Source organism: Streptomyces phaeolivaceus, assembly GCF_009184865.1.
In the GTDB taxonomy this organism is placed as follows: Bacteria; Actinomycetota; Actinomycetes; order Streptomycetales; family Streptomycetaceae; genus Streptomyces; species Streptomyces phaeolivaceus.
In genome coordinates, this window is the sequence record NZ_CP045096.1 from 7,108,770 (window position 1) to 7,131,632 (window position 22,863).

At 71.9% G+C, this 22,863-nt stretch carries 16 protein-coding genes; 11 read left to right on the forward strand and 5 right to left on the reverse strand.

Annotated features, from left to right (window positions below):
- Positions 1-31 precede the first annotated feature (31 nt).
- Together F9278_RS32960 and F9278_RS32965 are read right to left on the reverse strand one after the other, a co-directional pair.
- Positions 32-1,582 (reverse strand): alpha/beta hydrolase, encoded by a 1,551-nt coding sequence (locus F9278_RS32960; protein WP_152171555.1) that lies wholly within the window; start codon positions 1,580-1,582, stop codon positions 32-34.
- A gap of 118 nt (positions 1,583-1,700) precedes the next feature.
- A complete protein-coding gene (locus F9278_RS32965) occupies positions 1,701-4,529 on the reverse strand; it encodes a lysylphosphatidylglycerol synthase transmembrane domain-containing protein (RefSeq protein WP_193241740.1) in 2,829 nt (942 codons plus the stop codon).
- Positions 4,530-4,714: 185 nt separating this feature from the next.
- Here F9278_RS32965 and F9278_RS32970 point away from each other — a divergent pair, with 185 nt between their 5' ends.
- From F9278_RS32970 to nudC, 5 genes are all read left to right on the forward strand, one after another.
- Complete coding sequence (locus F9278_RS32970; protein ID WP_319023120.1) at positions 4,715-5,092, forward strand: MGMT family protein; 378 nt, start codon at positions 4,715-4,717, stop codon at positions 5,090-5,092.
- Positions 5,093-5,403: 311 nt separating this feature from the next.
- The gene (locus F9278_RS32975) at positions 5,404-8,805 is read left to right on the forward strand and encodes an ATP-dependent helicase (protein ID WP_152171558.1); all 3,402 of its coding nucleotides are present in this window, start codon (positions 5,404-5,406) and stop codon (positions 8,803-8,805) included.
- Between the two features lie 57 nt (positions 8,806-8,862).
- On the forward strand, positions 8,863-12,354 hold the full coding sequence (locus tag F9278_RS32980; protein WP_152171559.1) for an ATP-dependent DNA helicase: 3,492 nt from the start codon (positions 8,863-8,865) through the stop codon (positions 12,352-12,354).
- A gap of 76 nt (positions 12,355-12,430) precedes the next feature.
- Positions 12,431-13,834: a dipeptidase gene (locus tag F9278_RS32985; protein ID WP_152171560.1), complete on the forward strand. Its 1,404-nt coding sequence runs from the start codon at positions 12,431-12,433 to the stop codon at positions 13,832-13,834.
- Between the two features lie 95 nt (positions 13,835-13,929).
- Positions 13,930-14,877, forward strand: a complete 948-nt coding sequence (gene nudC, locus F9278_RS32990; protein ID WP_193241741.1) for an NAD(+) diphosphatase — start codon at positions 13,930-13,932, stop codon at positions 14,875-14,877.
- A 14-nt stretch (positions 14,878-14,891) separates the two neighbouring features.
- On the opposite strand, the gene F9278_RS32995 is transcribed toward nudC, so the two are convergent.
- Positions 14,892-15,134 carry a mycoredoxin gene (locus tag F9278_RS32995; RefSeq protein WP_152171561.1) on the reverse strand — a complete coding sequence of 81 codons (243 nt, stop codon included), beginning with the start codon at positions 15,132-15,134 and terminating at the stop codon, positions 14,892-14,894.
- Between the two features lie 218 nt (positions 15,135-15,352).
- On the opposite strand from F9278_RS32995, the gene F9278_RS33000 reads away from it, so the two are divergent.
- From F9278_RS33000 to F9278_RS33020, 5 genes are all read left to right on the forward strand, one after another.
- The gene (locus F9278_RS33000; RefSeq protein ID WP_193241742.1) at positions 15,353-17,575 is read left to right on the forward strand and encodes an ATP-dependent DNA helicase UvrD2; all 2,223 of its coding nucleotides are present in this window, start codon (positions 15,353-15,355) and stop codon (positions 17,573-17,575) included.
- A gap of 165 nt (positions 17,576-17,740) precedes the next feature.
- Positions 17,741-18,064, forward strand: a complete 324-nt coding sequence (locus F9278_RS33005; RefSeq protein WP_152171563.1) for a hypothetical protein — start codon at positions 17,741-17,743, stop codon at positions 18,062-18,064.
- A 173-nt stretch (positions 18,065-18,237) separates the two neighbouring features.
- Positions 18,238-18,606, forward strand: a complete 369-nt coding sequence (locus F9278_RS33010) for a WhiB family transcriptional regulator (protein WP_005480495.1) — start codon at positions 18,238-18,240, stop codon at positions 18,604-18,606.
- On the forward strand, positions 18,603-18,926 hold the full coding sequence (locus tag F9278_RS33015; protein WP_152171564.1) for a hypothetical protein: 324 nt from the start codon (positions 18,603-18,605) through the stop codon (positions 18,924-18,926). Before F9278_RS33010 ends, F9278_RS33015 begins: the two co-directional genes overlap by 4 nt.
- 151 nt (positions 18,927-19,077) lie before the next feature.
- Positions 19,078-19,287 carry a hypothetical protein gene (locus F9278_RS33020; protein WP_152171565.1) on the forward strand — a complete coding sequence of 70 codons (210 nt, stop codon included), beginning with the start codon at positions 19,078-19,080 and terminating at the stop codon, positions 19,285-19,287.
- A gap of 21 nt (positions 19,288-19,308) precedes the next feature.
- On the opposite strand, the gene F9278_RS33025 is transcribed toward F9278_RS33020, so the two are convergent.
- Positions 19,309-20,664, reverse strand: a complete 1,356-nt coding sequence (locus tag F9278_RS33025; RefSeq protein WP_152171566.1) for an ABC1 kinase family protein — start codon at positions 20,662-20,664, stop codon at positions 19,309-19,311.
- The gene (locus tag F9278_RS33030; RefSeq protein WP_152171567.1) at positions 20,657-21,922 is read right to left on the reverse strand and encodes a TOMM precursor leader peptide-binding protein; all 1,266 of its coding nucleotides are present in this window, start codon (positions 21,920-21,922) and stop codon (positions 20,657-20,659) included. The genes F9278_RS33025 and F9278_RS33030 overlap by 8 nt, the downstream gene beginning before the upstream one ends.
- A gap of 218 nt (positions 21,923-22,140) precedes the next feature.
- On the opposite strand from F9278_RS33030, the gene F9278_RS33035 reads away from it, so the two are divergent.
- A complete protein-coding gene (locus tag F9278_RS33035) occupies positions 22,141-22,737 on the forward strand; it encodes a M48 metallopeptidase family protein (protein WP_152171568.1) in 597 nt (198 codons plus the stop codon).
- Positions 22,738-22,863: the final 126 nt, after the last annotated feature.

Below are 22,863 nucleotides of genomic sequence, written 5' to 3' on the forward strand. Positions count from 1 at the left end.
AGGCCTGTGGATAACGTTCTGACCTGCATGTTCAGGAGCAGACCGTGCCGGATTTCGGTACCTTCCCCGTCAGCAGGTAGCCGTCCACGGCCGTTTGTACGCAGGAGTTGCCGCTGCCGTACGCACCGTGCCCCTGCCCCTTGTACGTCAGCTCGACGCCGACCCCCGCCCCGAGCGCCTCGACCATCTTCCGCGCGCCCTCGTACGGGGTGGCCGGGTCGCCCGTGTTGCCGATCACGAGGATCGGCGCCGAGTCAGGGGCACGCACGTCGGGGTGGTCGGCCGCGCCGACGACGGCCCAGTCCGTGCAGCTCAGCATGGCCCAGGCGAGCCACTCACCGAAGAGGGGGGAGGCCGCCCGGAACTCGGCCAGTCTCGCCTCCACGTCCTCGGTGGTGTAGCGGGGCTTGTCGTCCGCGCAGTTGATGGAGATGTTCGCCGCGGTGATGTTGCTGTACTCACCGTTCTCGCTGCGCCCGTTCAACGAGTCGGACAGCAGCATCAGCACACTGCCGTCCCCGTCGTACGCCTGTTCAAGGCCCTCGGTCAGGTACTGCCAGAGATCCTCGGAGTACAGGGCCTGGGCGATCCCCGCCCGCGCCTCCGACTCGGTCAGGTCGCGGGGGAAGACTCCGGCGATCGGCTTGCGATCGAGGTCGTCGAGCAGCTTGACGATCCGGTCCTCGACGTCCTGCTCGGTGTCGCCGACCGGGCAGTCCTCCACCTTCGACACACAGTCCCGGGCGTAGTTGTCGAGCGCCAGCTGGAAGCCCTCTGCCTGTCCGAGCGAGCTTTGTTCCGCGGTCTGGGTCGGGTCGACGACCGCGTCGAACACGGCCCGTCCGACGTTCTCGGGGAACAGATGGGCGTAGACGCCGCCGAGTTCGGTGCCGTACGAGAAGCCGAAGTAGTGCAGTGCGTCGTCGCCGAGGACCTGGCGCAGGAGGTCCATGTCGCGGGCCGCGTCCGTGGTGCGGACGTGCGGGAGGGTCGTGCCGGAGTTCTCCTCGCAGGTGGAGTTGAAGGTCTTCGTGTTGTCGAGGAACTCCGTACGCTCGGCCGCGTCGTCCGGGGTCCCGTCCTGCTGGAAGTACTCGTCGAGTTCCTCGTCGTCCTCGCACTCGACGCCGACGCTGCGACCGACGCCCCGCGGGTCGAAGCTCACCAGGTCGTAGCGGGTGCGCAGTTTCGCGTAGTCCTCGCCGAAGGAGGGGAGCGTCTTGACGCCAGAGAGGCCGGGGCCGCCGAAGTTGAAGACGAGCGAGCCGATGCGCTGCTTCCCGGAGCCGCTGGATTCGGCCCGGATCAGGGCGATGCCGATCGTGTCGCGTTCGGGCTCGTCCCATGCGAGGGGCGCCTTCATGGTCGCGCACTGCCAGACCTGGCCGTCCGGCAGCGGTGCGGGCGCGCTGCCGCCGCCCTGGGCCTGGGAGGGTGCCCCGCAGGTCTCCCAGCTCAGCTTTTGGGTGGTCAGATCCCCGTCGTCGCCCTGGGAGTCGTCTCCGCAGCCCGCCGCCGACAGGGACAGCAGGACGGCGACGGCGGTCATGGCGACGGCACATGATCGGGGCGAGGTCGGCATGCACCCCATCCTGGAGGCGCCCGGGGCGATGCGCTCGGGGCGCGGGCCCGTGCGGGTGAGACACGGGAAGGGCCGCCACGCGCGCGTGGCGAGGGGGACCCACGCGCGCGGGGACCGCCTAGAGCGCGCCCTTTCGGGACAACTGGTTGAAGGCCAGCCACCCCGGCAGCACGGGCAGCCACAGCGTCAGCAGACGGAACAGCAGCACCGCGGGCGCGGCGACCTCCTTGGGGAGGCCGACGGCGATCAGGCCCACCGTCAGGGTGGCCTCGACCGCTCCCACACCGCCCGGGGTCGGCGCCGCGGAACCGAGCGCGTTGCCCGCGAGGAAGACGACGGCGACGCTGGCGATGCTGATCGAGACGTCGTCGTTGCCGAAGGCACGGATCGAGGCGTCCAGGCACATCACGAAGCAGCCGGTGAGGAGCAGCATGCCGCCGATGCCGGTGACCAGCTTCTGCGGCCGCTGCAGCACGTCGAGCATGCGCGGCACGACACCGGCGAAGAGCGACCGCACGCGCGTGGCGACGAATTTGCGCAGGAACGGGATCGACGTCACCACCAGGACGAGCACCGCGACCGTCAGCAGGCCCGCGATGACGGTGCGGGACGGCGACAGGGACGGCGTCTTCTCGGTGCCGGTCAGATAGCCGAAGGCGAGCAGCATCAGGATGTGGCAGCCGAGGCCGAAGAGCTGCGACGCACCGACACTCGCCACCGCGAGCCCCGGCCGTACCCCCGCGCGCTGCAGGAAGCGCGTGTTGAGCGCCACACCGCCCACCGCGGCAGGCGCCACGATCTTCACGAACGACCCGGCGACCTGCGCCGCGATCGTCCGCAGGAACGGCACCCGTTCCGGTACGAAGCCCAGCAGGCTCATGGCCGCCGCGACATAGCTCAGCGCGGAGAAGAACACGGCGGCGGCGACCCAGCCCCACTCGGCGTTCTCGATCAGCGGCCCGAACTCGATGTGGGTGAGCTGGGTCAGCAGGAAGTACGCGCCGATCGCGCCGGCGATGAGACTGATCAGGGTGCGCGGCTTGACCCGCTCCAGCCGGGCCGGTTCGACCGGGGCCTGGGGCCTGATCAGCAGCACCTGATGGCGGATCTGGGTGAGCAGGTCCTCCTCGCGGGCCTCCTCCAGGGCCTCGTCGAGCGCCCTCTTCTCGGCCCGCTGCTCGGCCCGTACGGCCTTCTTGTCCGCCTTGCCGGGCTCACCGGCCTTGCCTGGCTCGGCAGCCTTGCCGTGCTCCTCCGCGCGCGCCTGCTTGGCCAGGTGGGATGCCTCCAGGACCGCCTCGCGCTCGCGTTCGGCACGTTCCCGGGCGAGTCTGCGCAGGGTCGCGCGCGTGGAGCGCGAAAGGGCGATGGGCTGCAGCATCGGCAGACAGTCGGCCACCGCGTCGGGGCCGAGGACGCTCACCGCCGAGGCCACCGCGCGTTCGGCACCCACCCGCAGGCCCAGGGTCGTCAGCAGTTGGGAGACGTCCATGCGCAGCACCAGGTCGCCCGCCGCGATCTCGCCGACTCGCAGATCGGTCAGGATCACCGTGCCGGAACGATCCACCAGAATCGCGTCGCCCACCAGCCTGCGGTGCGCGATGCGCCGCGACTGCAGCGCCTTCACCTGGTGCCAGGTGTCCGACATCAGCTCGTCGGTGACCTCGTCGTCCGCCAGGGAGTCCAGCGTGTGCCCACCGGTGTGCTCGTAGACGAGCATCACGGCGTCCGGTCCGAGCTCGGAGGTCGCGATCAGTTTGGGAGCGTTGGCGCCGGCCGCGATGGCCGCGTACGCGAGGAGGGCCTCCTGCTCCAGCGCCTGGCGCAGCGACTGGAGGCTGCGGCGCGTGGTGATGCCGCGCAGCGTCAGCCGCCGCCAGACGCGGTAGAAGAAGCCCTGCGCCTGCTGCTCCCGGTCGACGACGGTGACGTCCAGCGGTGGGCCGTCCTCCAGCGTCACGAAGTACCGGCGGCCCCGGTCCCCGCCCTCCGCCGTCTCCGGGAGCTCCTCGCGGGCGGCGCTCACCGGTTTGAAGCCGACCCGCCGGAGGCCGGCCATGAGGGTCCGGCCGGTCGGGCGTACGTTCGGGGAGCCGACCGCGTAGAGCGTCCCGTAGGCCACGGTCCAGCCGATCAGCACCGTCAGGATGATCGAGAACGGTGTGGTGTAGCCGGTGACCAGCATCGAGAAGGCGTCCAGCAGCAGCACGATCCACAGCACGGCCCGCCAGCGCGGTCTGCGGGACATCCCGACGGCGGTCATGTACGCGATGACGGGTGCGAGATAGCCGTGCACGGGGTCGGTGAGAGCGTGGATGTCGCCGGGCGACGGCTGGGTGAGGGCCTCCTGGATGGAGTCCGGGGCGGCCCTGGCGACCCACAGGTCGGTCGCCAGCGTCACCCCGTGTGCCAGGACCGCGGCGAGTACACCGTCGGCGATGCGCAGCCCGTCCCGCTTGATCAGCCGTTCGATCGCGAAGGCGACCGGTACCAGCAGGATCGCGATGCTCGACCCGAGGCCCGCCAGCTTGATCAGGAGATCCGGCGCCTGCCCCGTGCCCTTGTTGATGTCCTGTTCGAGTCCGGAGGTGGTGCCATGGGCGAACGCGGCGATCGCCAGCAGGACGATGATCCCGAGGATGCCCACCGACAGCCGCATGAGGTCGGAAGGACGGTGCACGCGCGCGGGGAGCAGCGGTTCGTCGCCCTCCACCTCCTCGGCGTGCGCCTCACCGGGATCGTCCTCGTCCGGCTCCGCCCGCTGCTTCTCGTTCTCGTCCGCCTTGGGGGAGGTGTTCTCGGCCACGGACGGGGAGGACGGGGTGGTGTCGGAGGCCTTCTCCGAGACGTCGTCGGTGCCCTCGTCGCCTCCCTGGGAGGCGTTCGGGCGCGATGAGGCGTCAGAGGTGCCCGCCGCGTCATCGGGGTGCACGCTCTGCTGCTTCATCGTCTCTTCTTGGTCTCGTATCACCAGTCACCGCCCGCACGATGGTGGCATGCCGGGTGGGCACACAGGGGCATCAGGGTGCAATGCGGGGGCGCACAGTCTGCCCGAAGACCGCCCCCGGAGCGAGGGACGCACGCGGCGGCCACCACGTCCCATTGTCGGTGGGGTGGGGCAGGATGGGGCGGATGAGCGAGGAGAGCCTTCCGGCGGACGCCCTGCCGGAGTACGCGGAGCGGGTCCTCGAGGTCGCCGACCTGATCCCGCCGGGGCGGGTCATGACATACGGGGACGTCGCCGAATGGCTGGGGGAGGGCGGCCCGCGCCAGGTGGGCCGTGCGATGGCCCTCTACGGGGGCGCGGTTCCGTGGTGGCGGGTCGTCCGCGCGGACGGCGTGCTGCTGCTCGGCCACGAACTGAGAGCCCTGGAGCACTACCGCGCGGAGGCCACCCCCCTGCGCGAGGCGAGCCGCACCACCGAGGGCCATGTGCCGCGCGTCGACATGAGACGGGCGCGCTGGGACGGCGGTGGGCACACGGGCGGACACGCGGAGGGTCACACCTGACAGCCTCCGGCATCCGGCGGACCTCGGTGCGGCCCCTGCTCCGTCCGGGGGACACGGGGCACATCGGTGGTATGCCGTACGTTCGTGGGGCGAGGGACGCACGGGCCGCGCGAGCCGGGAGGGAACAAGAGGAAGCCCTGCTTCCGAACCGACGGTCGGCGTAGCGTCGGCTGCACGTGTCCCTCTCACCCCGCGGCCACCGCTCTCGACGAGCGGCGGGTCTCGCACCCGCTTCCCGACCACCGCCCCTCGACGCCGGCGCACCGCGCCGGCAGTGACCTCTCGCACACCCACCAGGACCGGCGAACCACGTGAGCTCCTCTTTCTCCACCAGGCGCCTGTCGCACACCCAGGTGCGACAGGGGAGCCGTGGCGCTTACCGACTGGTGCGTACCCCACCGGCCCGGACGGACCCCCCTCGTCTGGACGCCGAGCAGCGCGGCGTGGTTGACCACGAGAGGGGCCCTCTCCTCGTCCTCGCGGGTCCGGGCACCGGCAAGACGACCACGCTCGTCGAGTCCGTGGCGGCCCGCGTCGCGCGCGGTGCGGACCCCGCGCGCGTGCTGGTCCTGACCTTCAGCCGCAAGGCGGCCGTGGAGCTGCGCGACCGCATGGCGCTGCGCATGGGCGCCCCGCGCGCCCCGCAGGCCACGACCTTCCACTCGTTCTGCTACGCCCTGGTCCGCGCCCACCAGGACAGCGACCTGTTCGTCGAACCCCTGCGACTGCTGTCCGGTCCCGAACAGGACGTGGCGGTCCGTGAACTGCTCGCGGGCCAGCCCGACCTGGAGCGCCTGGGCCTCGCACATGTGCGCTGGCCGGACGAGCTGCGCGCCTGTCTGACCACGCGCGGGTTCGCCGACGAGGTCCGCGCGGTCCTCGCCCGCAGCCGCGAACTGGGCCTGGCCCCCGAGGACCTACGGGCCTTCGCCGCGCGCATCGGCCGCCCGGACTGGCTCGCGGCCTCCGCCTTCCTCGCCGAGTACCTCGACGTCCTCGATCTGCAGGGAGTGCTCGACTACGCGGAGCTGGTCCACCGGGCGGTGCTCCTGGCCGGCCGCCCCGGCGTCGCCGAGCGGCTGGCCGCCCAGTACGACGCCGTCTACGTCGACGAGTACCAGGACACGGACCCGGCGCAGGTGCGGCTGCTGCGGGCCCTCGCGGACGGCGGTCGCACCCTGGTGGCCTTCGGCGACCCCGACCAGTCGATCTACACCTTCCGGGGCGCCGACGTGAACGGCATCCTGGAGTTCCCGGCGGCCTTCCCGCGCGCGGACGGCCGCCCGGCCCCGGTGACGGTCCTGCGGAACTCCCGCCGCTCCGGAGCGGACCTGCTCGCCGCCACGCGCCTGCTCACCCGGCGCATGCCGCTCACCCGGCTCCCGGCGGAGAAGGTGCGGGCCCACCGCGAGCTGAGGCCGGTGCGGGACGGGGGGCGCGTGGAGGTCCACACGTACCCGACGCCGGGCACCGAAGTGGACAACATCGCCGACGTCCTGCGCCGGGCGCATCTGGAGGACGGCGTCCCCTGGAGCGAGATGGCCGTCCTGGTACGCGCCGGCGCCCGCACGATCCCGTCGATCCGGCGCACCCTCACCGCCGCGGGCGTCCCTCTGGAGATCGACGGCGACGACCTCCCCCTGCGCCACGAGCCGGCCGTACAGCCCCTCCTGGCGGCACTGCGGGCGGTGGCACGGGCGGAGTTGGGCAAGGCGGCCCCGACGGCCCCGACGGCCTCGGCGACGGACCCCGATCAGTCGCCTGACGGGACCGAGTCGTCTGACGGGACCGAGCCACTCGACGCGCCCGATCCGCCCGACGAAGAACCCTCCTGGCTCGACACCGAGACCGCGCTCGACCTCCTCGCCTCCCCGCTCGCGGGCATGGACACCGCCGATCTGCGGCGCCTCGGCCGCGCGTTGCGCGAGGAGGAGCGGGCCGGCGGCAACCCCGTGCCGCCGCCCTCGGACGAACTGCTCGCCCGCGCGCTGGCGGAGCCGGAGCGCCTGGTGGCGCACGACCCGGTGTACGCGCGGGGCGCGCAACGTCTCGGCTCGCTGTTGCGGAAGGCACGCGAGCACCTCGCGGGCGGCGGTACGGCCGAGGAGGCGCTGTGGGAGCTGTGGGACGGCACACCGTGGCCCAAGCGCCTGGAGCGGGCCGCCCGGCGCGGCGGCGCGGGCGGACGCAACGCCGACCGTGACCTCGACGCCGTGTGCGCGCTGTTCGCCACGGCGGCCCGCGCGGAGGAGCGCACCGGCGGCGTCGGCGCCCTCAACTTCCTGGCGGAGATCGAGGCCGAGGACATCGCCGCCGACACACTCACCGGACGGGCCGTGCGCCCCGACGCCGTACGCCTGATGACCGCGCACCGCTCCAAGGGCCTCCAGTGGCGGCTGGTCGTCGTCGCGGGCGTCCAGGAGGGGCTGTGGCCGGACCTGCGCCGTCGTGGCTCGCTCCTGGAGGCCGACCGCATCGGCCGCGACGGTCTCGCCGAACCGCTCACCCCGGGCGCGCTGCTCGCGGAGGAACGCCGACTGTTCTACGTGGCCACCACGCGCGCGTGTGAACGCCTCGTCGTCACCGCCGTGAAGGCCCCGGCCGACGACGGGGACCAGCCCTCCCGCTTCCTCGCCGAACTCGGTGTCGAGCCCAAGGACGTCACCGGCCGCCCCCGCCGCCCGCTCTCCGTGGCCGCACTGGTCGCCGAACTGCGCGCCACGACCGTCGACCCGCGCGTGTCGGACAGCCTCCGCGAGGCCGCGGCCCAGCGGCTGGCCCGGCTGGCCGCCTTGAGCGACGAGGACGACCGCCCGCTGGTGCCGTCGGCGCACCCGTACCGCTGGTGGGGCATGGACGAGCCCACCGAGAGCAAGGTGCCGCTCAGAAACCGCGACCAGCCCGTGGTGCTGTCCGGCAGCGCCCTCGACCAGCTCGCCAACACCTGCGCCCTGCAGTGGTTCCTGGGCCGAGAGGTGAAGGCCGACGCGCCCGCGACCGCCGCCCAGGGCTTCGGCAACGTCGTCCACGTCCTCGCCGACGAGGTCGCCTCCGGACGCACGCCCGCCGACCTCGACGTCCTCATGGAGCGCCTCGACTCCGTGTGGAACGCGCTCGCCTTCGACGCGCCCTGGAAGTCGGAGCAGGAGAAGCAACACGCGCGCGTGGCGCTCGAACGCTTCCTGAAGTGGCATGTCATGGACCGCACGGGGCGGGCCCCGGTGGCCAGCGAGCACGACTTCGACGTCACCCTCGAAGCGGGCGACTACGAGGTGCGCATCCGGGGCTCCATGGACCGTGTCGAGACCGACGCCGAGGGCCGCGCGTATGTCGTGGACTTCAAGACGGGCAAGCAAGCCGTGAGTTCCGCCGAGGTGACCCGCCATCCCCAGCTCGCCGTGTACCAGCTGGCGGTCCGCGAGGGAGCCGTCGACGAGCCGTTCGGTGGCGTGCGGCCCGAGCCGGGCGGCGCCGAACTCGTCCAGCTGCGGCAGGGCGCCGCCAAGAAGAACGGCGGCGAGACCGTCCCCAAGGTGCAGGCTCAGGCCCCCCTTGAGGGCGCGGAAGGGGAGTGGGTCGGAGACCTCCTGGCGACGGCCGCGGGCAAGGTCCTGGACGAACGTTTCTCCCCGACCGCCGGACAACACTGTGCACACTGCGCTTTCCGGGCATCGTGCAGCGCGCGCCCGGAGGGCCGTCACGTGGTCGAGTGACCGGGCCCGCGGGGCGGCCGGCATCCGCTGTCAGTGGCCGCGGCTAGCCTCTCTGGAATGTCCGCCCCTATCAGCGATCCCGAGCAGCTCAAGGAGCTCCTCGGCATCCCGTTCACCCCGGAGCAGACGGCCTGCGTCGTCGCGCCGCCCGCCCCGCAGGTGATCGTGGCGGGAGCCGGGTCGGGCAAGACCACGGTGATGGCCGCGCGCGTGGTGTGGCTGGTCGGCACCGGACAGGTCGCCCCCGAACAGGTGCTCGGCCTGACCTTCACCAACAAGGCGGCGGGCGAACTCGCCGAGCGTGTGCGCAAGGCCCTGGTCAGGGCCGGCATCACCGACCCCGACGTGATCGACCCGGACAACCCGCCGGGCGAGCCGGTCATCTCCACCTACCACGCCTTCGCGGGCCGCCTCCTGACCGACCACGGCCTGCGCATCGGCCTGGAACCCAGCTCCCGGCTCCTCGCCGACGCCACCCGCTACCAGCTCGCCGCCCGCGTCCTGCGCGAGTCCCCGGGCCCGTACCCGGCGCTGACCCGCTCCTTCCCGGACCTGGTCAGCGACATCCTGACCCTCGACTCCGAACTCGCCGAGCACCTCGTACGCCCTGAGGACCTGCGCGCGTACGACGCCGGACTGCTGCGCGAGCTGGAGGGCGCCAAGCTCACCAACGCGGACCTCCGCAAGGTCCCCGAGGCCGCCGCCGCCCGGCGCGAACTCACCGAACTGGTGGGCCGCTACCGCGCGGCCAAGCGCGAGCGGAACCTCCTCGACTTCGGCGACCAGATCGCCCTGTCGGCCGGCCTCGCGCGGCTCCCCGAGGTGGGGCGCGTCCTGCGGGACGAGTTCCGGGTGGTCCTGCTCGACGAGTACCAGGACACCTCGGTGGCCCAACGCGTGCTGCTGGCGGGCCTGTTCGGCGGCGGCACCGGCCACCCGGTGACCGCCGTCGGTGACCCCTGCCAGGCCATCTACGGCTGGCGCGGCGCCTCCGTCGCCAACCTCGACGACTTCCCCGAGCACTTCGCCCACCCCGACGGCCGCCCCGCGACCCGGCAGTCGCTCAGCGAGAACCGCCGCAGCGGCGGCCGTCTCCTGGACCTCGCCAACGGCCTCGCGGAGCCCCTGCGGGCCATGCACGCGGGCGTGGAGGCCCTCCGGCCCGCCCCGGGCGCCGAACGCGCCGGAGTGGTCCGCTGCGCCCTGCTGAACACCCACGCCGAGGAACTGGACTGGATCGCCGACTCGATCGCCCACCTCGTGCGCACCGGCAAGGAACCCGGCGAGATCGCCGTCCTGTGCCGTACGGCCGGAGACTTCGCCGAGATCCAGGGCGCCCTGGTCGCCCGTGACATCCCGGTGGAGGTCGTCGGCCTCTCCGGGCTGCTCCACCTGCCCGAGGTCGCCGATCTCGTCGCCGTCTGCGAGGTCCTCCAGGACCCCGGCGCCAATGCCTCCCTCGTCCGCCTCCTCACCGGCCCGCGCTGGCGGATCGGCCCCCGTGATCTCGCCCTCCTGGGGCGCCGGGCAAGGCTGCTGGTGTCCCACGCGCGCGTGGACGGCGACGACGACCCGGACCGCCGGCTCGCCGCGGCCGTGGAGGGCGTCGACCCGTCCGAGGTGATCTCGCTGGCGGACGCGCTGGACACGTTCCTGGAACTGCCACTCGAAGCCGAGCGGGAGGACGACGGGCTGCCGTTCTCACCGGACGCGCGCGTGCGGTTCGCCCGGCTCGCCGCCGAACTGCGCGACCTGCGCCGCTCGCTGGCCGATCCGCTCATGGACGTCCTCCACCGCGTCCTCGCCGCCACCGGCCTGGAGGTGGAACTCTCCGCGTCCCCGCACGCGCTCGCCGCCCGCCGCCGCGAGACCCTGTCCAACTTCCTGGACATCGCCGCCTCCTTCGCCGCCAACAGCGCAGGCGAGGCCACCCTGCTCGCCTTCCTCGGCTTCCTGCGTACGGCCGCCCAGTACGAGAAGGGCCTCGACAACGCCCTGCCGGGCGGAGAGAACACCGTCAAGGTGCTCACCGCCCACAAGTCCAAGGGACTGGAATGGGACGTCGTCGCCGTCCCCGGCCTGGTCACCGGCACCTTCCCCAGCACCCAGGGACGCGAGAAGTGGACCGCACAGGGCAAGGTCCTGCCGCACGAACTGCGCGGCGACGCCGACACCCTTCCCGACGTCGAGGCCTGGGACTCCCGCGGCCTCAAAGCCTTCCAGGAGGCCATGAAGGACCACCAGCACACCGAGGAACTCCGCCTCGGCTACGTCACCTTCACCCGCCCCCGCTCCCTGCTCCTCGGCTCCGGCCACTGGTGGGGCCCCTCGCAGAAACGCCCGCGCGGTCCGTCCGACTTCCTCATGGCCCTCCACGACCACTGCGTCGCCGGACACGGCGAGATCGAGGCATGGGCCGACGAACCCGAGGAGGAGGCCGAGAACCCCGCCCTCCGAGAGGCCGCCGCCGACCACGCCTGGCCCCTCCCGCTCGACGGCGCGGCCCTGATGCGCCGCCGCGCCGCCGCCGCGACCGTACTGGCCCATCTGGAGACGGCGTCGTCCCACGAGGACGCGCATCCGGGCGCCGCCGAGGAGGACGCCCAGGAGGCCCCGGACGACATTCCCTTGGAGCCCTTCGAGCCCTTCGAGGAGGACTCCGGTGACGAGGAGGAGGACACCGGCGACTGGGACTCCTGGTCGTCTGACCGCCCCGCACCGGGCCTCCACGCGCGCGTGGAGGACGCGGAGAACACCGTCCGGGACAGGCACACGCCGACCGTCCCACGCGCGCGCAGGCACCCCGCCACGTCCGGTCTCAGCCCCGAGGAGGCACGCACCGTCGCCTCCTGGGACCGCGACCTGGACGCCCTCGCCGGGGAACTCGTGCGGGCCCGCACGAAGGTCACCGACGTACCCCTGCCGGCCTCGCTGACCGCCTCGCAGGTGATGCGTCTGGCCGCCGATCCGGACGCGTTCGCACAGGAACTCGCGCGCCCCATGCCCCGCCCTCCGCAGCCCGGGGCACGTCGTGGCACCCGATTCCACGCCTGGGTCGAGGCCCGCTTCGAAGAGCTGCGGCTGCCCATGCTGGAGCCCGACGAGCTGCCCGGCGGCGAGGCCGAGATCGCCGACGAGCAGGACCTGGAGGCCCTCAAGGAGGCCTTCGACCGCACTCCGTACGCACACCGCACGCCCCACCGGGTCGAGGCACCGTTCCAACTCGGCATCGCCGGACGCGTCGTACGTGGCCGTATCGACGCCGTCTACCGGGAGAGCGACGGCGACGGGACGACGAGGTACGAGATCGTCGACTGGAAGACCAGCCGCACCCGCACCGCCGACCCGCTCCAGCTCGCCGTCTACCGGCTCGCCTGGGCCGAGCAGCACGGCGTGCCCCTGGAGTCCGTCGGAGCGGCCTTCCTGTACGTCCGCACAGGGGACGTCGTACGGCCCACGAACCTCCCCGACCGGGTCGCACTGGAGCGGTTGCTCCTGGAGGAGCCCGACGGCGGGAGACCGGACTCGACCGGAGAGGGACGGGAATAGTCGGCGGACTGGCAGGGGGCGGTCACGGACGAACCGCCGGACGAGCCTGCCGGTGCGGGCCTATAGGCTCGTGAGCATGAGCGAGACCCCGGACAGCGTCGTCCGTACGTACATAGAGAACCACCGTGCCGCCTTCCTCGACGATCTCGTGGAATGGCTGCGCATCCCGTCGGTCTCGGCCCAGCCCGAGCACGCGACGGACGTACGACGCAGCGCCGACTGGCTGGCCGCCAAGCTCAAGGAGACCGGCTTCCCCACGGCCGAGGTCTGGGAGACACCGGGTGCCCCCACCGTCTTCGCGGAGTGGCCCTCCGCGAACGCCGACGCCCCCACCGTTCTCGTCTACGGGCACCACGACGTGCAGCCCGCGGCCCTCGCCGACGGCTGGGACAGCGAGCCCTTCGAACCGGTGATCCGCGGAAACCGTCTCCACGCGCGCGGGGCGGCCGACGACAAGGGCCAGGTGTTCTTCCACACACTCGGTGTCCGCGCCCACCTCGCCGCGACCGGCCGCACCACCCCCGCCGTCCACCTGAAGATGCTGATCGAGGGCGAGGAGGAGTCCGGCTCCCCGCACTTCCGTGCCCTCGTCGAGGAGCACGCCGAGCGGCTTGCCGCCGACGCGGTCGTCGTCTCCGACACCGGCATGTGGGCCGAGGACACCCCCACCGTGTGCACCGGGATGCGGGGCCTCGCCGAGTGCGAGATCCACCTGCACGGCCCCGACCAGGACATCCACTCCGGCTCCTTCGGCGGCGCCGTACCGAACCCGGCCACCGAGATCGCCCGCCTCGTCGCCGCCCTGCACGACGAGCACGCGCGCGTGGCGATCCCCGGCTTCTACGACGGCATCGCCGAACTCACCGACCGCGAGCGCGAACTCCTCGCCGAACTGCCCTTCGACGAGGAGCGATGGCTGCGCACGGCCAGGTCGACGGCGACGCACGGCGAGGCCGGACACACCACCCTGGAGCGCGTCTGGGCCCGCCCGACCGCCGAGGTCAACGGCATCGGTGGCGGCTACCAGGGCGCCGGCAGCAAGACGATCATCCCGTCCTCGGCCATGGTGAAGCTGTCCTTCCGCCTGGTCGCCGGACAGGACCCGGAGCACATCCGGAAGGCCGTCACGGCATGGGCCGCCGAGCGGATCCCCGCCGGTGTCCGCCACGAGATCACGTTCAGCGGGTCCACCCGTCCCTGCCTGACACCGCTGGACCACCCGGCCCTGCGGTCGCTGGTACGGGCCATGGGCCGCGCCTTCCAGCAGCCGGTCCGCCACACGCGCGAGGGCGGCTCCGGCCCCGCCGCCGACCTCCAGGAAGTCCTCGACGCACCCGTGCTCTTCCTGGGCATCTCCGTCCCCTCCGACGGCTGGCACGCCCCCAACGAGAAGGTCGAACTCGATCTGCTCCTCAAAGGCGTCGAGACCAGCGCGTACCTCTGGGGCGAACTGGCCCGAGGCCCCGGCGAGGCACACTGAAGAAGGCCCCGCACGCCCCAGCCCACCCGCACGCCGCACGCCCCGCCGAACCACCCGCCCCATCAACCGTTTCACCGGGGGAGTTGGAAGCACCCGTGACCACCTGGACCGACCACACCGCCGACCGCCCCATCGCCCTCACCGCCCCCGGCGGCATCGACCGGGCCGCCCACCACCGGCTCGACGAGGCCTGGCTCGCGGCGGCGTGGAGCCACCCCACGACCCGCTGCTTCGTGGTCTCCGGCGGCCAGGTCCTCATCGACGAGACCCCGGACGGCACCACCGAACTCGTCATGATCCCCTCCTTCGAGGCACCGCTCACCGAGGCACACCGCTACTTCCTGGGCACCGACGCGGACGGTGTGAGCTATTTCGCACTCCAGAAGGACGCGCTCCCCGGCCGCATGGACCAGTCCGCGCGCCCGGCCGGACTGCGCGAGGCGGGCATGCTCCTGTCACCGCGTGACACGGGCCTCATGGTGCACGCGGTCGGCCTGGAGAACTGGCAGCGCACCCACCGCTTCTGCTCCCGCTGCGGCGAGCGCACGGTCATCGCGGCGGCCGGTCACATCCGCCGCTGCCAGGCCTGCGGCGCCGAGCACTACCCGCGCACCGACCCGGCGGTGATCATGGCGGTCACGGACGAGGAGGACCGCATCCTGCTCGGCCGCCAGGTGCACTGGCCCGAGGGCCGCTTCTCCACCCTGGCGGGCTTCGTGGAGCCCGGCGAGTCCATCGAGCAGTCCGTACGGCGCGAGGTCCACGAGGAGGTCGGCATCACCGTCGGCCAGGTCGAGTACATCGCCAGCCAGCCCTGGCCCTTCCCGTCCAGCCTGATGCTGGGCTTCATGGCCCGCGCCACCTCGACCACCGTGGAGGTCGACGGCGACGAGATCCACGAGGCCCGCTGGTTCTCCCGGGAAGAGCTGCGGGCCGCGTTCGACTCCGGGGAGGTCCTGCCTCCCTACGGCATCTCGATCGCGGCCCGACTGATCGAACTCTGGTACGGCAAGCCCCTGCCGACGCGAAGTCACATCGGCTAGGGACCCGCTTGCCGCTACGCGCCGATCTTCTGCTTGACCTGCGCCAGCGAGGGGTTCGTGAGCGTCGAGCCGTCCGGGAAGAGGACGGTGGGAACCGTCTGGTTCCCGCCGTTCGCCTTCTCCACGAACGCTGCGGAGTCCGGGTCATGCTCGATGTTGATCTCGTTGTACGTGATGCCCTCGCGGTCCATCTGGCTCTTCAGCCGACGGCAGTAGCCGCACCACGTGGTGCTGTACATCGTCACAGTGCCCGGCATGTCCCTGGCGCTCCTTCACGGTCCGATGGGGTGCTTGTTCGCAGTGAGTGGAACGTACGCGACACGCCCGCCATTCCCTTGCGCGGGTGCCGCCCACCACCGCGCCCCGGCGCCCGACGTACGGGAACACACAAGCGCCTGCCGCATTGGTACGACTGCGAGTGCCTGCCTGTGGACAACTTGCTCAGCCGTCTCCGGCGACCTGGCAGCATGGCCATGTGACAGCAGCAACGCACTCCACCCTCTTCCCGCGGGTCCCCGACTCGGCCGACGCGGTGCTCGAAGGGCTCGACCCCGAGCAGCGCGCGGTGGCGACCGCCCTGCACGGTCCGGTGTGCGTGCTGGCGGGGGCCGGTACGGGCAAGACGCGGGCGATCACCCACCGGATCGCCTACGGCGTGCGTGCCGGGATGCTCCAGCCCGCCAGTGTGCTGGCCGTCACCTTCACCAACCGCGCCGCCGGAGAGATGCGGGGTCGGCTCCGCCAGCTCGGTGCCGCCGGAGTCCAGGCCCGGACGTTCCACTCGGCCGCGCTGCGCCAGCTCCAGTACTTCTGGCCGAAGGCCGTCGGTGGTGGTATGCCGCGCATCGTCGACCGCAAGATCCAGATCGTCGCGGACGCGGCCGCCGCCTGCCGCATCCGTCTCGATCGCAACGAACTCCGGGACACCGCCGCCGAGATCGAGTGGTCCAAGGTCACCCGGACCGTCCCCGCCGACTACGCCGCCGCCACCGCCAAGCACGGCCGCGAGGCCCCCCGTGACCCGGCCGAGATCGCCCAGATCTACGCGACGTACGAGGACCTCAAGCGCGAGCGGGGCGTCATCGATTTCGAGGACGTCCTCCTGCTCACGGTCGGCATCCTCCAGGACCGCCACGACATCGCCGAGCAGGTCCGCTCCCAGTACCAGCACTTCGTGGTCGACGAGTACCAGGACGTCAGCCCCCTCCAGCAGCGTCTGCTGGAGCTGTGGCTCGGCGACCGGGACGACCTGTGCGTCGTGGGCGACGCCAGCCAGACGATCTATTCGTTCACCGGCGCAACCCCCGACCATCTGCTCGACTTCCGTCACCGCCACCCCGGGGCCACCGTCGTCAAGCTCGTCCGCGACTACCGCTCCACCCCACAGGTCGTCCATCTCGCCAACGGTCTGCTCTCCCAGGCCCGAGGCCGCGCCGCCGACCACCGACTCGAACTGATCTCCCAGCGCCCGGCGGGCCCGGAGCCCCGCTACACCGAGTACACGGACGAGCCCGCCGAGGCCGAGGGCGCCGCCCGCCGCATCCGTGACCTCATCGCCTCCGGTGTCCCGGCGAGCGAGATCGCCATCCTGTTCCGGACGAACTCCCAGTCCGAGACCTACGAGCAGGCACTCGCGGACGTCGGAGTGCCCTACCAACTGCGCGGCGCGGAACGGTTCTTCGACCGCCCCGAGGTGCGCAAGGCGGGGGCCGCGCTGAGAGCAGCCGCCCGCTTCGGCGGCAACGACGCCCTCCTGGAGGACGCCGTCGACCTTCCCTCACAGGTACGGGCCGTGCTCTCCGGGGAGGGCTGGACCGGTGAACCGCCGGCGGGCTCCGGCGCGGTCAGGGAACGCTGGGAGTCACTCGCGGCCCTGGTGAACCTCGCCCAGGACTTCACCGCGGCCAAGCCCGACGCGACCCTCGGTGACCTGGTGGCGGAACTCGACGAACGGGCGGGCGCCCAGCACGCCCCGACCGTCCAGGGCGTCACGCTCGCCTCACTGCACTCCGCGAAGGGCCTGGAGTGGGACGTCGTCTTCCTGGTCGGTGTCGCCGAGGGAATGATGCCGATCACCTACGCGCGGACGGACGAACAGATCGAGGAGGAGAGACGGCTCCTCTACGTGGGCGTCACCCGCGCGCGCGAACAGCTCTCCGTCTCCTGGTCCCTGTCCCGGTCGCCCGGCGGCCGCCCCAACCGCCGCCCCAGCCGTTTTCTGAACGGCCTGCGCCCCGGATCCACCGCCACGATGGGCCGGACCACTACGGGCGGCCCCGGGGGCGTCGAGCGGGGCACGACGGGCGGCCGGACGGGTGATCTCGCGGGCGGCGGCCCCGAGGCGGCGCCACGCCGCACCAGCCGGACCCCGGCCCGCTGCCGTGTCTGCGGGCGCACCCTGCGGGACGCCGGAGACATGAAACTGATGCGCTGCGAGGACTGCCCCTCCGACATGGACGAGGGCCTCTACGAGCGACTGCGCGAGTGGCGCGCGGTCCAGGCACAGCGCAGCGGCCAACCCGACTTCTGTGTCTTCACCGACCGGACACTGATGGCGATCGCGGAAGCGGGGCCGAGCACTCCGGTTGAACTCGGTCGCATCCCCGGTGTCCGGGCCCGCAAGCTGCAGCGGTACGGCGCCGATGTTCTCGACATCTGCGCAGGTCGGGAGCCCGGGTACGAGGACGAGAACGACTGATACGAACTCGTCGAAAAAATAGTTTGCGCATGCCCCAGCAATCCCCATAGGTTCTTAGGCACGAGAGCAGGCGGCCTTCTCGAAGGCCCCGGTTTCGTGATGTACTTCATATCCGTCGGATCGGTTCGCACCGGTCCCCATAGACGCCGAGAGGAGGCGAGTCCAGTGATCAGCATCGACACCAGCTTCACCAGCACGGTCAAAATGACCGATCGCTCGGCCGTCTCCCTGTGCTTGCTCGGCGTCTCGAACCTGGGCACCGGTCTGTCCGCCATCAGTGGCGGCCGTCCGGCGTCCTCCGTGTCTCTGGCGGGTCTCCCCGTCCGTGAGCGCAATGAGCGACCGACCAAGGCACTGGAAGCAGCAGTAACGGCACAGGCCCAGGCCTATGCCGTCGCGGCGGCCGGTGCCGGATTCCGGAAGCAGACGACGCACCACCACCTGATGTGGGCCTTCCGTGGGCCTGAACCCTGGAGTGATCCAGCCTGATCGACGATCAGGCCGGCGCCTTCAGGGCCGCGGAACCCCATCCGGGATCCGCGGCCCTTCTGTTTGTCCCCGACCGGGGACTGCGGAGCGAAGGGGCCTCGGGACAAGAAAAGAACCCGGTACCAGCCGCCACCGGCCAACAGGCCGGAACGACCAGACGAGGAAGACGAACCGTGCAACTCGAAGCGCACGCCCCGTCCGTACCGCCTTCCGAAACGATCCCCCCGCCCGGCCTCACGGAGGACTCCACCTTGACCCCGCTCACCGCGCTCACCGCGCTCGACGACGCCATCGAGAACCTCGGCGTACCCGTCCCCTGCCGTTCCTACGACCCGGAGGTCTTCTTCGCCGAGTCGCCGGCCGACGTCGAGTACGCCAAGTCCCTCTGCCGCACCTGCCCGCTGATGGAGGCCTGCCTCGCCGGCGCCAAGGAGCGGCGTGAGCCCTGGGGCGTCTGGGGCGGCGAGCTCTTCGTCCAGGGTGTCGTCGTGGCCCGCAAGCGGCCCCGTGGCCGCCCGCGCAAGAACCCGGTCACGGCATGAACATCACCGGAACGATCGACCGCCCCCTCACGCACGATCCCAAGAAGCAGGCCCCGATGAAGCCGTCCACGAGTGAGCCCGTCGGCTCAGCGACTCCAGACTTCACCACCACCGGCGCGAACGCCTCGCGTCAGAACAGGACCCGAGAGATGCATCTCATGCCAGAAGCCCTGGCTCGTGCGCATATGCACGAGCGCCTGCACCAGGCGGAGCAGGAACGCCGGGCCATGCGCCTGGTGGTCGCCCGCCGGATGCAGCGCCGGGCCGAGCGCGCGTCGATGCGCGCCCGCCGTGCGCTCGCCATGGCGGTCATGCAGTAGTCGCCCCGCGACAACCGGCATGAACCGGCCTGGTCAGGCACAGCACGACCATCGCCAGCAGTGGCTCCCCGCGGGGGCCGGTCCCAAGGGGCCGGCCCCCGCGGTGCGTGGTGACCACGGAACCGTCGACGGCGGCGATATCGTCGCTCGAGTGACGAGTCTTTCCGGGGACAACGACAACGGCGGCTCCGCCGCGGAACCCCAGACCCTCATGTGCGCCCGCTGCGGCACCACGGCCGGCGCCCCTCAACCCCTGTGGATCTGTTCCGTGGAGAACGGCGCACGGCACTACTTCTGCGACACCTGCGCCAGACAGAACCTGCGAGCGATCGAAAGCAGGCTGGACTCGGCCTGGTGGTGACCTCGCCGCCGCCCCAACCGGCTACGCCTCCGCGGCCGAGTCGCCCTCCTCCTCTTCGAGGACGAAGCCCGGCAGCCACTCCTCCAGTTCGTCGCGCATACGCACCGTCGCGCCGAGTTGGCACAGGACACCGATGGTGCTCAGCGTCACCCGGTGGATGAGGAGATACGACGGGGGCAGGTTCAGTTGCTTCCCCAACTGGTGGGCGGGGGAGCGAGGGTCGGCGATACGGGCGGCCTGGCTGCGCATCCAGCCGCGGGCGAAGGTGAACTCGTCGGCCCGGACCGGTTCGATGATGGGGCGCAGATAGTCGAGGACCGTGTCCGGATCGAGGTCTATCGACTCCTTCACGAAGCCTTCCGTACAGAGCATCTCGTACACGGCCTCGGCCTCGCCCTCGATCGTCAGCCGAAGGGCCTCACCGATCGGGGCCGGCAGGCCGCCCGGCAGCCGGTCCACCGTGCCGAAGTCGAGGACGCCGAGGCGCCAGCCGCGTTTCTCGTCCGGCAGGAGGCGGAAGTTGCCCGGATGGGGGTCGGCGTGCAGCAGACCCGTACGGGCCGGGCCGGAGAAGAGGAAGCGGGTCAGCAGCTGGCCGGCCCGGTCCCGCTGCTCCTGGGAGCCGCCGGTGATCACCTCCGAGAGCGGGGTGCCCTCCATCCACTCGGTCACCAGCACCTGCTCGCACTGGTGCACCACGGCCGGGACCACGACATCGGGGTCGCCCGCGAACTCCTCCGCGTGCGCCTGCTGGGCCTGGGCCTCCAGGCCGTAGTCGAGCTCTTCGGAGACACGGTCCCGCAGCTCCGCGATGAGCGGCTTGATGTCCATCCCCGGGATCAGCGGGCCCAGCAGACGAGCGAACCGGCTGAGCTGGCCGAGGTCGGACAGGAGCGCCTCGCCCGCGCCCGGGTACTGCACCTTCACGGCGACCGTGCGGCCGTCGTGCCACACCGCGCGGTGCACCTGGCCGATCGAGGCCGCGGCGGCCGGCTTCTCCTCGAACTCCAGGAACAGGTCCTGCCAGTCCTCCCCGAGGCGCTCCTCCAGAACGGCGTGCACCGTGCGGGTCGGCATCGGGGGCGCCGCGTCCTGAAGCTTCGTCAGAGCCGCGCGATAGGGGCCCGCGACATCCTCGGGGAGAGCCGACTCGAAGACGGACAGGGCCTGCCCGAACTTCATCGCGCCGCCCTTCAGCTCGCCCAGGACCTTGAACAGCTGCTCCGCCGTGCGCTGCTGGAGTTCGCGGCCCACGAGCTCCGCCGACTCGCCGACGATTCGCTTGCCGAGTCCCCAGGTGGCCCGGCCTGCGATGCCGAGCGGAAGCGCGGCGAGCTTGGCGGTCCGGGTGACCGCCTTCCGGGGAAGATCAGACATGCGCCCTCCAAGTCCCAGCAGGCCGTGCCGCGTGTGCCTTGCGAGACAACCTCGTTGACCGCTGATGCCCCGCCATTGTCGCGCGCGCCTCCCCGTCCGTTGCGGTGTGTTCCCCGTTACCTTTCCCGGCGGCGCCTTTTTCAGCTGCCGCGCAGGAACACGCGGGGTGGGGCCACACCGGGCGGGGGTGCCAGTCGAAGCCCGGTACCGAGACCTCCCAGCGGGCGCCCGCGCTGGACGGCAGCTGTCCGTCGAGGAACGCGAGCGCATGGCCTGCGGCCAGTCCGGCCACCGTCGTGGCCAGGGTCACATCGCAGGCCTCGTACGGATGCGGGCGACCGGAGCGCCACTGTGCGACCAGCCGCGGCCAGGTCTCGTCGCGGTCGGCGCGGCTCTGGTCGAGGCAGCCCGCGCAGCCCGTCTCACCGGGCAGGACCAGGGGACCGACCACGCCCGTCCCCTCCACCACACCGGCGTAGAGATGGGGTGTGCCCGATTCGATCAGCGGTTCGGTGGCGGCGGGCTTCGGGGCGTGCGCCTCGACACCGTCGCGTGGGGCGAGGATCACCAGGGAGAAGCCGGGCTCCTCACGGAGACGGTTCTGCGTGACCTCCTCGGTCGGGTCCGCCGGCTGCCGGGAGCCGCGGCGGCGCCGGGGCGGGCGGCCGGGTGCCGCGTCCCGGGCGGCTCGGCGGGCCGCCATGTCCCTGCGCTCGCCGACCGACTCGGCCGGCAGTCCGCCCGGCGTCACGTCCCACGGCTCGACCCGGCCGACGTCGCGTACGTCGATCTCGCCCACCCCGGCCGCAGACAGCAGCGAGGCGAGCACCGCCCCGACCCGACCGGCGCCCCGTACCTGCACTCTCAGTGACCGGCGGGTCGCCAGACGCCTCATGGCGTCGCCCGGCTCGGGTGAGATCAGCGACAGCGTGGCGGCGTCCGGGCGCAGTCGGTCGAGCACCTCGGGTTTGGCACGCAGGTCGTCCGCGGCGGGGCCGCCGCCCGTCGCGTCGTCCAGCAGGCCCGACCGGGACAGGCGGTCCACCAGACCGTCCACATGGGCGTCCGGCAGGCCCATGCGACGCCCCTCCTCGCGCAGCAGCGGCAGCCCGCGGGTGCCGTCGAGCAGGGCGAGGAAACTGCCCGTCGCCATGTCCATCGGGCCCAGCACCATGGCGTGCGCCGGCGCCAGACCGAACTGCACGGTGTTGAGATCCCGCCAGCCGCGCCGGAGCGCGGGCTTCACCATCGGATGCATGATCGGCCCCCGTAGCCAGAGATAGGTCCCCGTGTGTCGACGGTGCCAGTGCCTGGTCCGCCGACGAGTGCCAGCATGCACGGACCGCGACGAAGCGTGTCGAGAGTTGTCCACAGGCGACGGCATTCGTCGTACAAATCAGGCGCTCGGAGTGCGGATCGATATCGAACCGTCCCGGAGGCGGGACTTCTCCCGTGTGCAGCGGGTAACGTCGGGGCGTGCCCGCCGACCCACTGCACCGCGCCGGAAAACCACAGCGCAGCACGACGAGCCAGCCGCCGAGCGGCTCGCGGGCGAGCGCGATCGAGGTCCGCAGGAGCGCGCGACGGCGCAGAACGGTCTCCGCGTACCGCGAGGGCGATCGCACCGTCGTGCTCATCCCCGCTCGGATGTCCGAGGCGGAGGAACAGCGCTGGGTGACGGTCATGCTCGACAAGCTGGCCGCGCAGGAAAGCAAACGACGTCTCGGCGACACCGAACTCGCGGAGCGCGCCGCCCGGCTCTCGGACCAGTACTTCGGCGGTCGCGCCCGGCCCACGTCGGTCCGCTGGGTCACCAACCAGAACACCCGCTGGGGCTCGTGCACCCCCGCCGAGGGCAGCATCCGTCTGTCGCACCGGCTGCAGGGCATGCCCGAGTACGTCGTCGACTACGTCCTCCTCCACGAACTCGCCCACCTGCTCGTACCCGGCCACGGGCCCCGTTTCTGGCAGCTGCTGGAGGCGTATCCGCGTACCGAGCGTGCTCGCGGCTACCTCGAAGGGGTGGTCGCCGCCGACCGGCTGCCGCATCTGCCGGCCGAGCGGGACGAGTGACGCCACCGCGTCACGCGTGTGCGTTTGTGGGACCGGTGACCGAAGTCGCGCTTTTGTACCGGCTCTGTACCAGCCTCGTACGTCCCAGGACTTTGCGGTTAGCCTGACGCGACGCACTCGCAGGCG

Excerpts from the sequence above, each read along its gene's own strand:
- F9278_RS32960 (WP_152171555.1), bottom strand. The coding sequence starts at position 1,582 with ATGCCGACCTCGCCCCGATCATGTGCCGTCGCCATGACCGCCGTCGCC.
- F9278_RS32965 (WP_193241740.1), bottom strand. The coding sequence starts at position 4,529 with ATGAAGCAGCAGAGCGTGCACCCCGATGACGCGGCGGGCACCTCTGAC.
- F9278_RS32970 (WP_319023120.1), top strand. The coding sequence starts at position 4,715 with ATGAGCGAGGAGAGCCTTCCGGCGGACGCCCTGCCGGAGTACGCGGAG.
- F9278_RS32980 (WP_152171559.1), top strand. The coding sequence starts at position 8,863 with ATGTCCGCCCCTATCAGCGATCCCGAGCAGCTCAAGGAGCTCCTCGGC.
- F9278_RS32985 (WP_152171560.1), top strand. The coding sequence starts at position 12,431 with ATGAGCGAGACCCCGGACAGCGTCGTCCGTACGTACATAGAGAACCAC.
- F9278_RS32995 (WP_152171561.1), bottom strand. The coding sequence starts at position 15,134 with ATGCCGGGCACTGTGACGATGTACAGCACCACGTGGTGCGGCTACTGC.
- F9278_RS33015 (WP_152171564.1), top strand. The coding sequence starts at position 18,603 with ATGAACATCACCGGAACGATCGACCGCCCCCTCACGCACGATCCCAAG.
- F9278_RS33025 (WP_152171566.1), bottom strand. The coding sequence starts at position 20,664 with ATGTCTGATCTTCCCCGGAAGGCGGTCACCCGGACCGCCAAGCTCGCC.
- F9278_RS33030 (WP_152171567.1), bottom strand. The coding sequence starts at position 21,922 with ATGCATCCGATGGTGAAGCCCGCGCTCCGGCGCGGCTGGCGGGATCTC.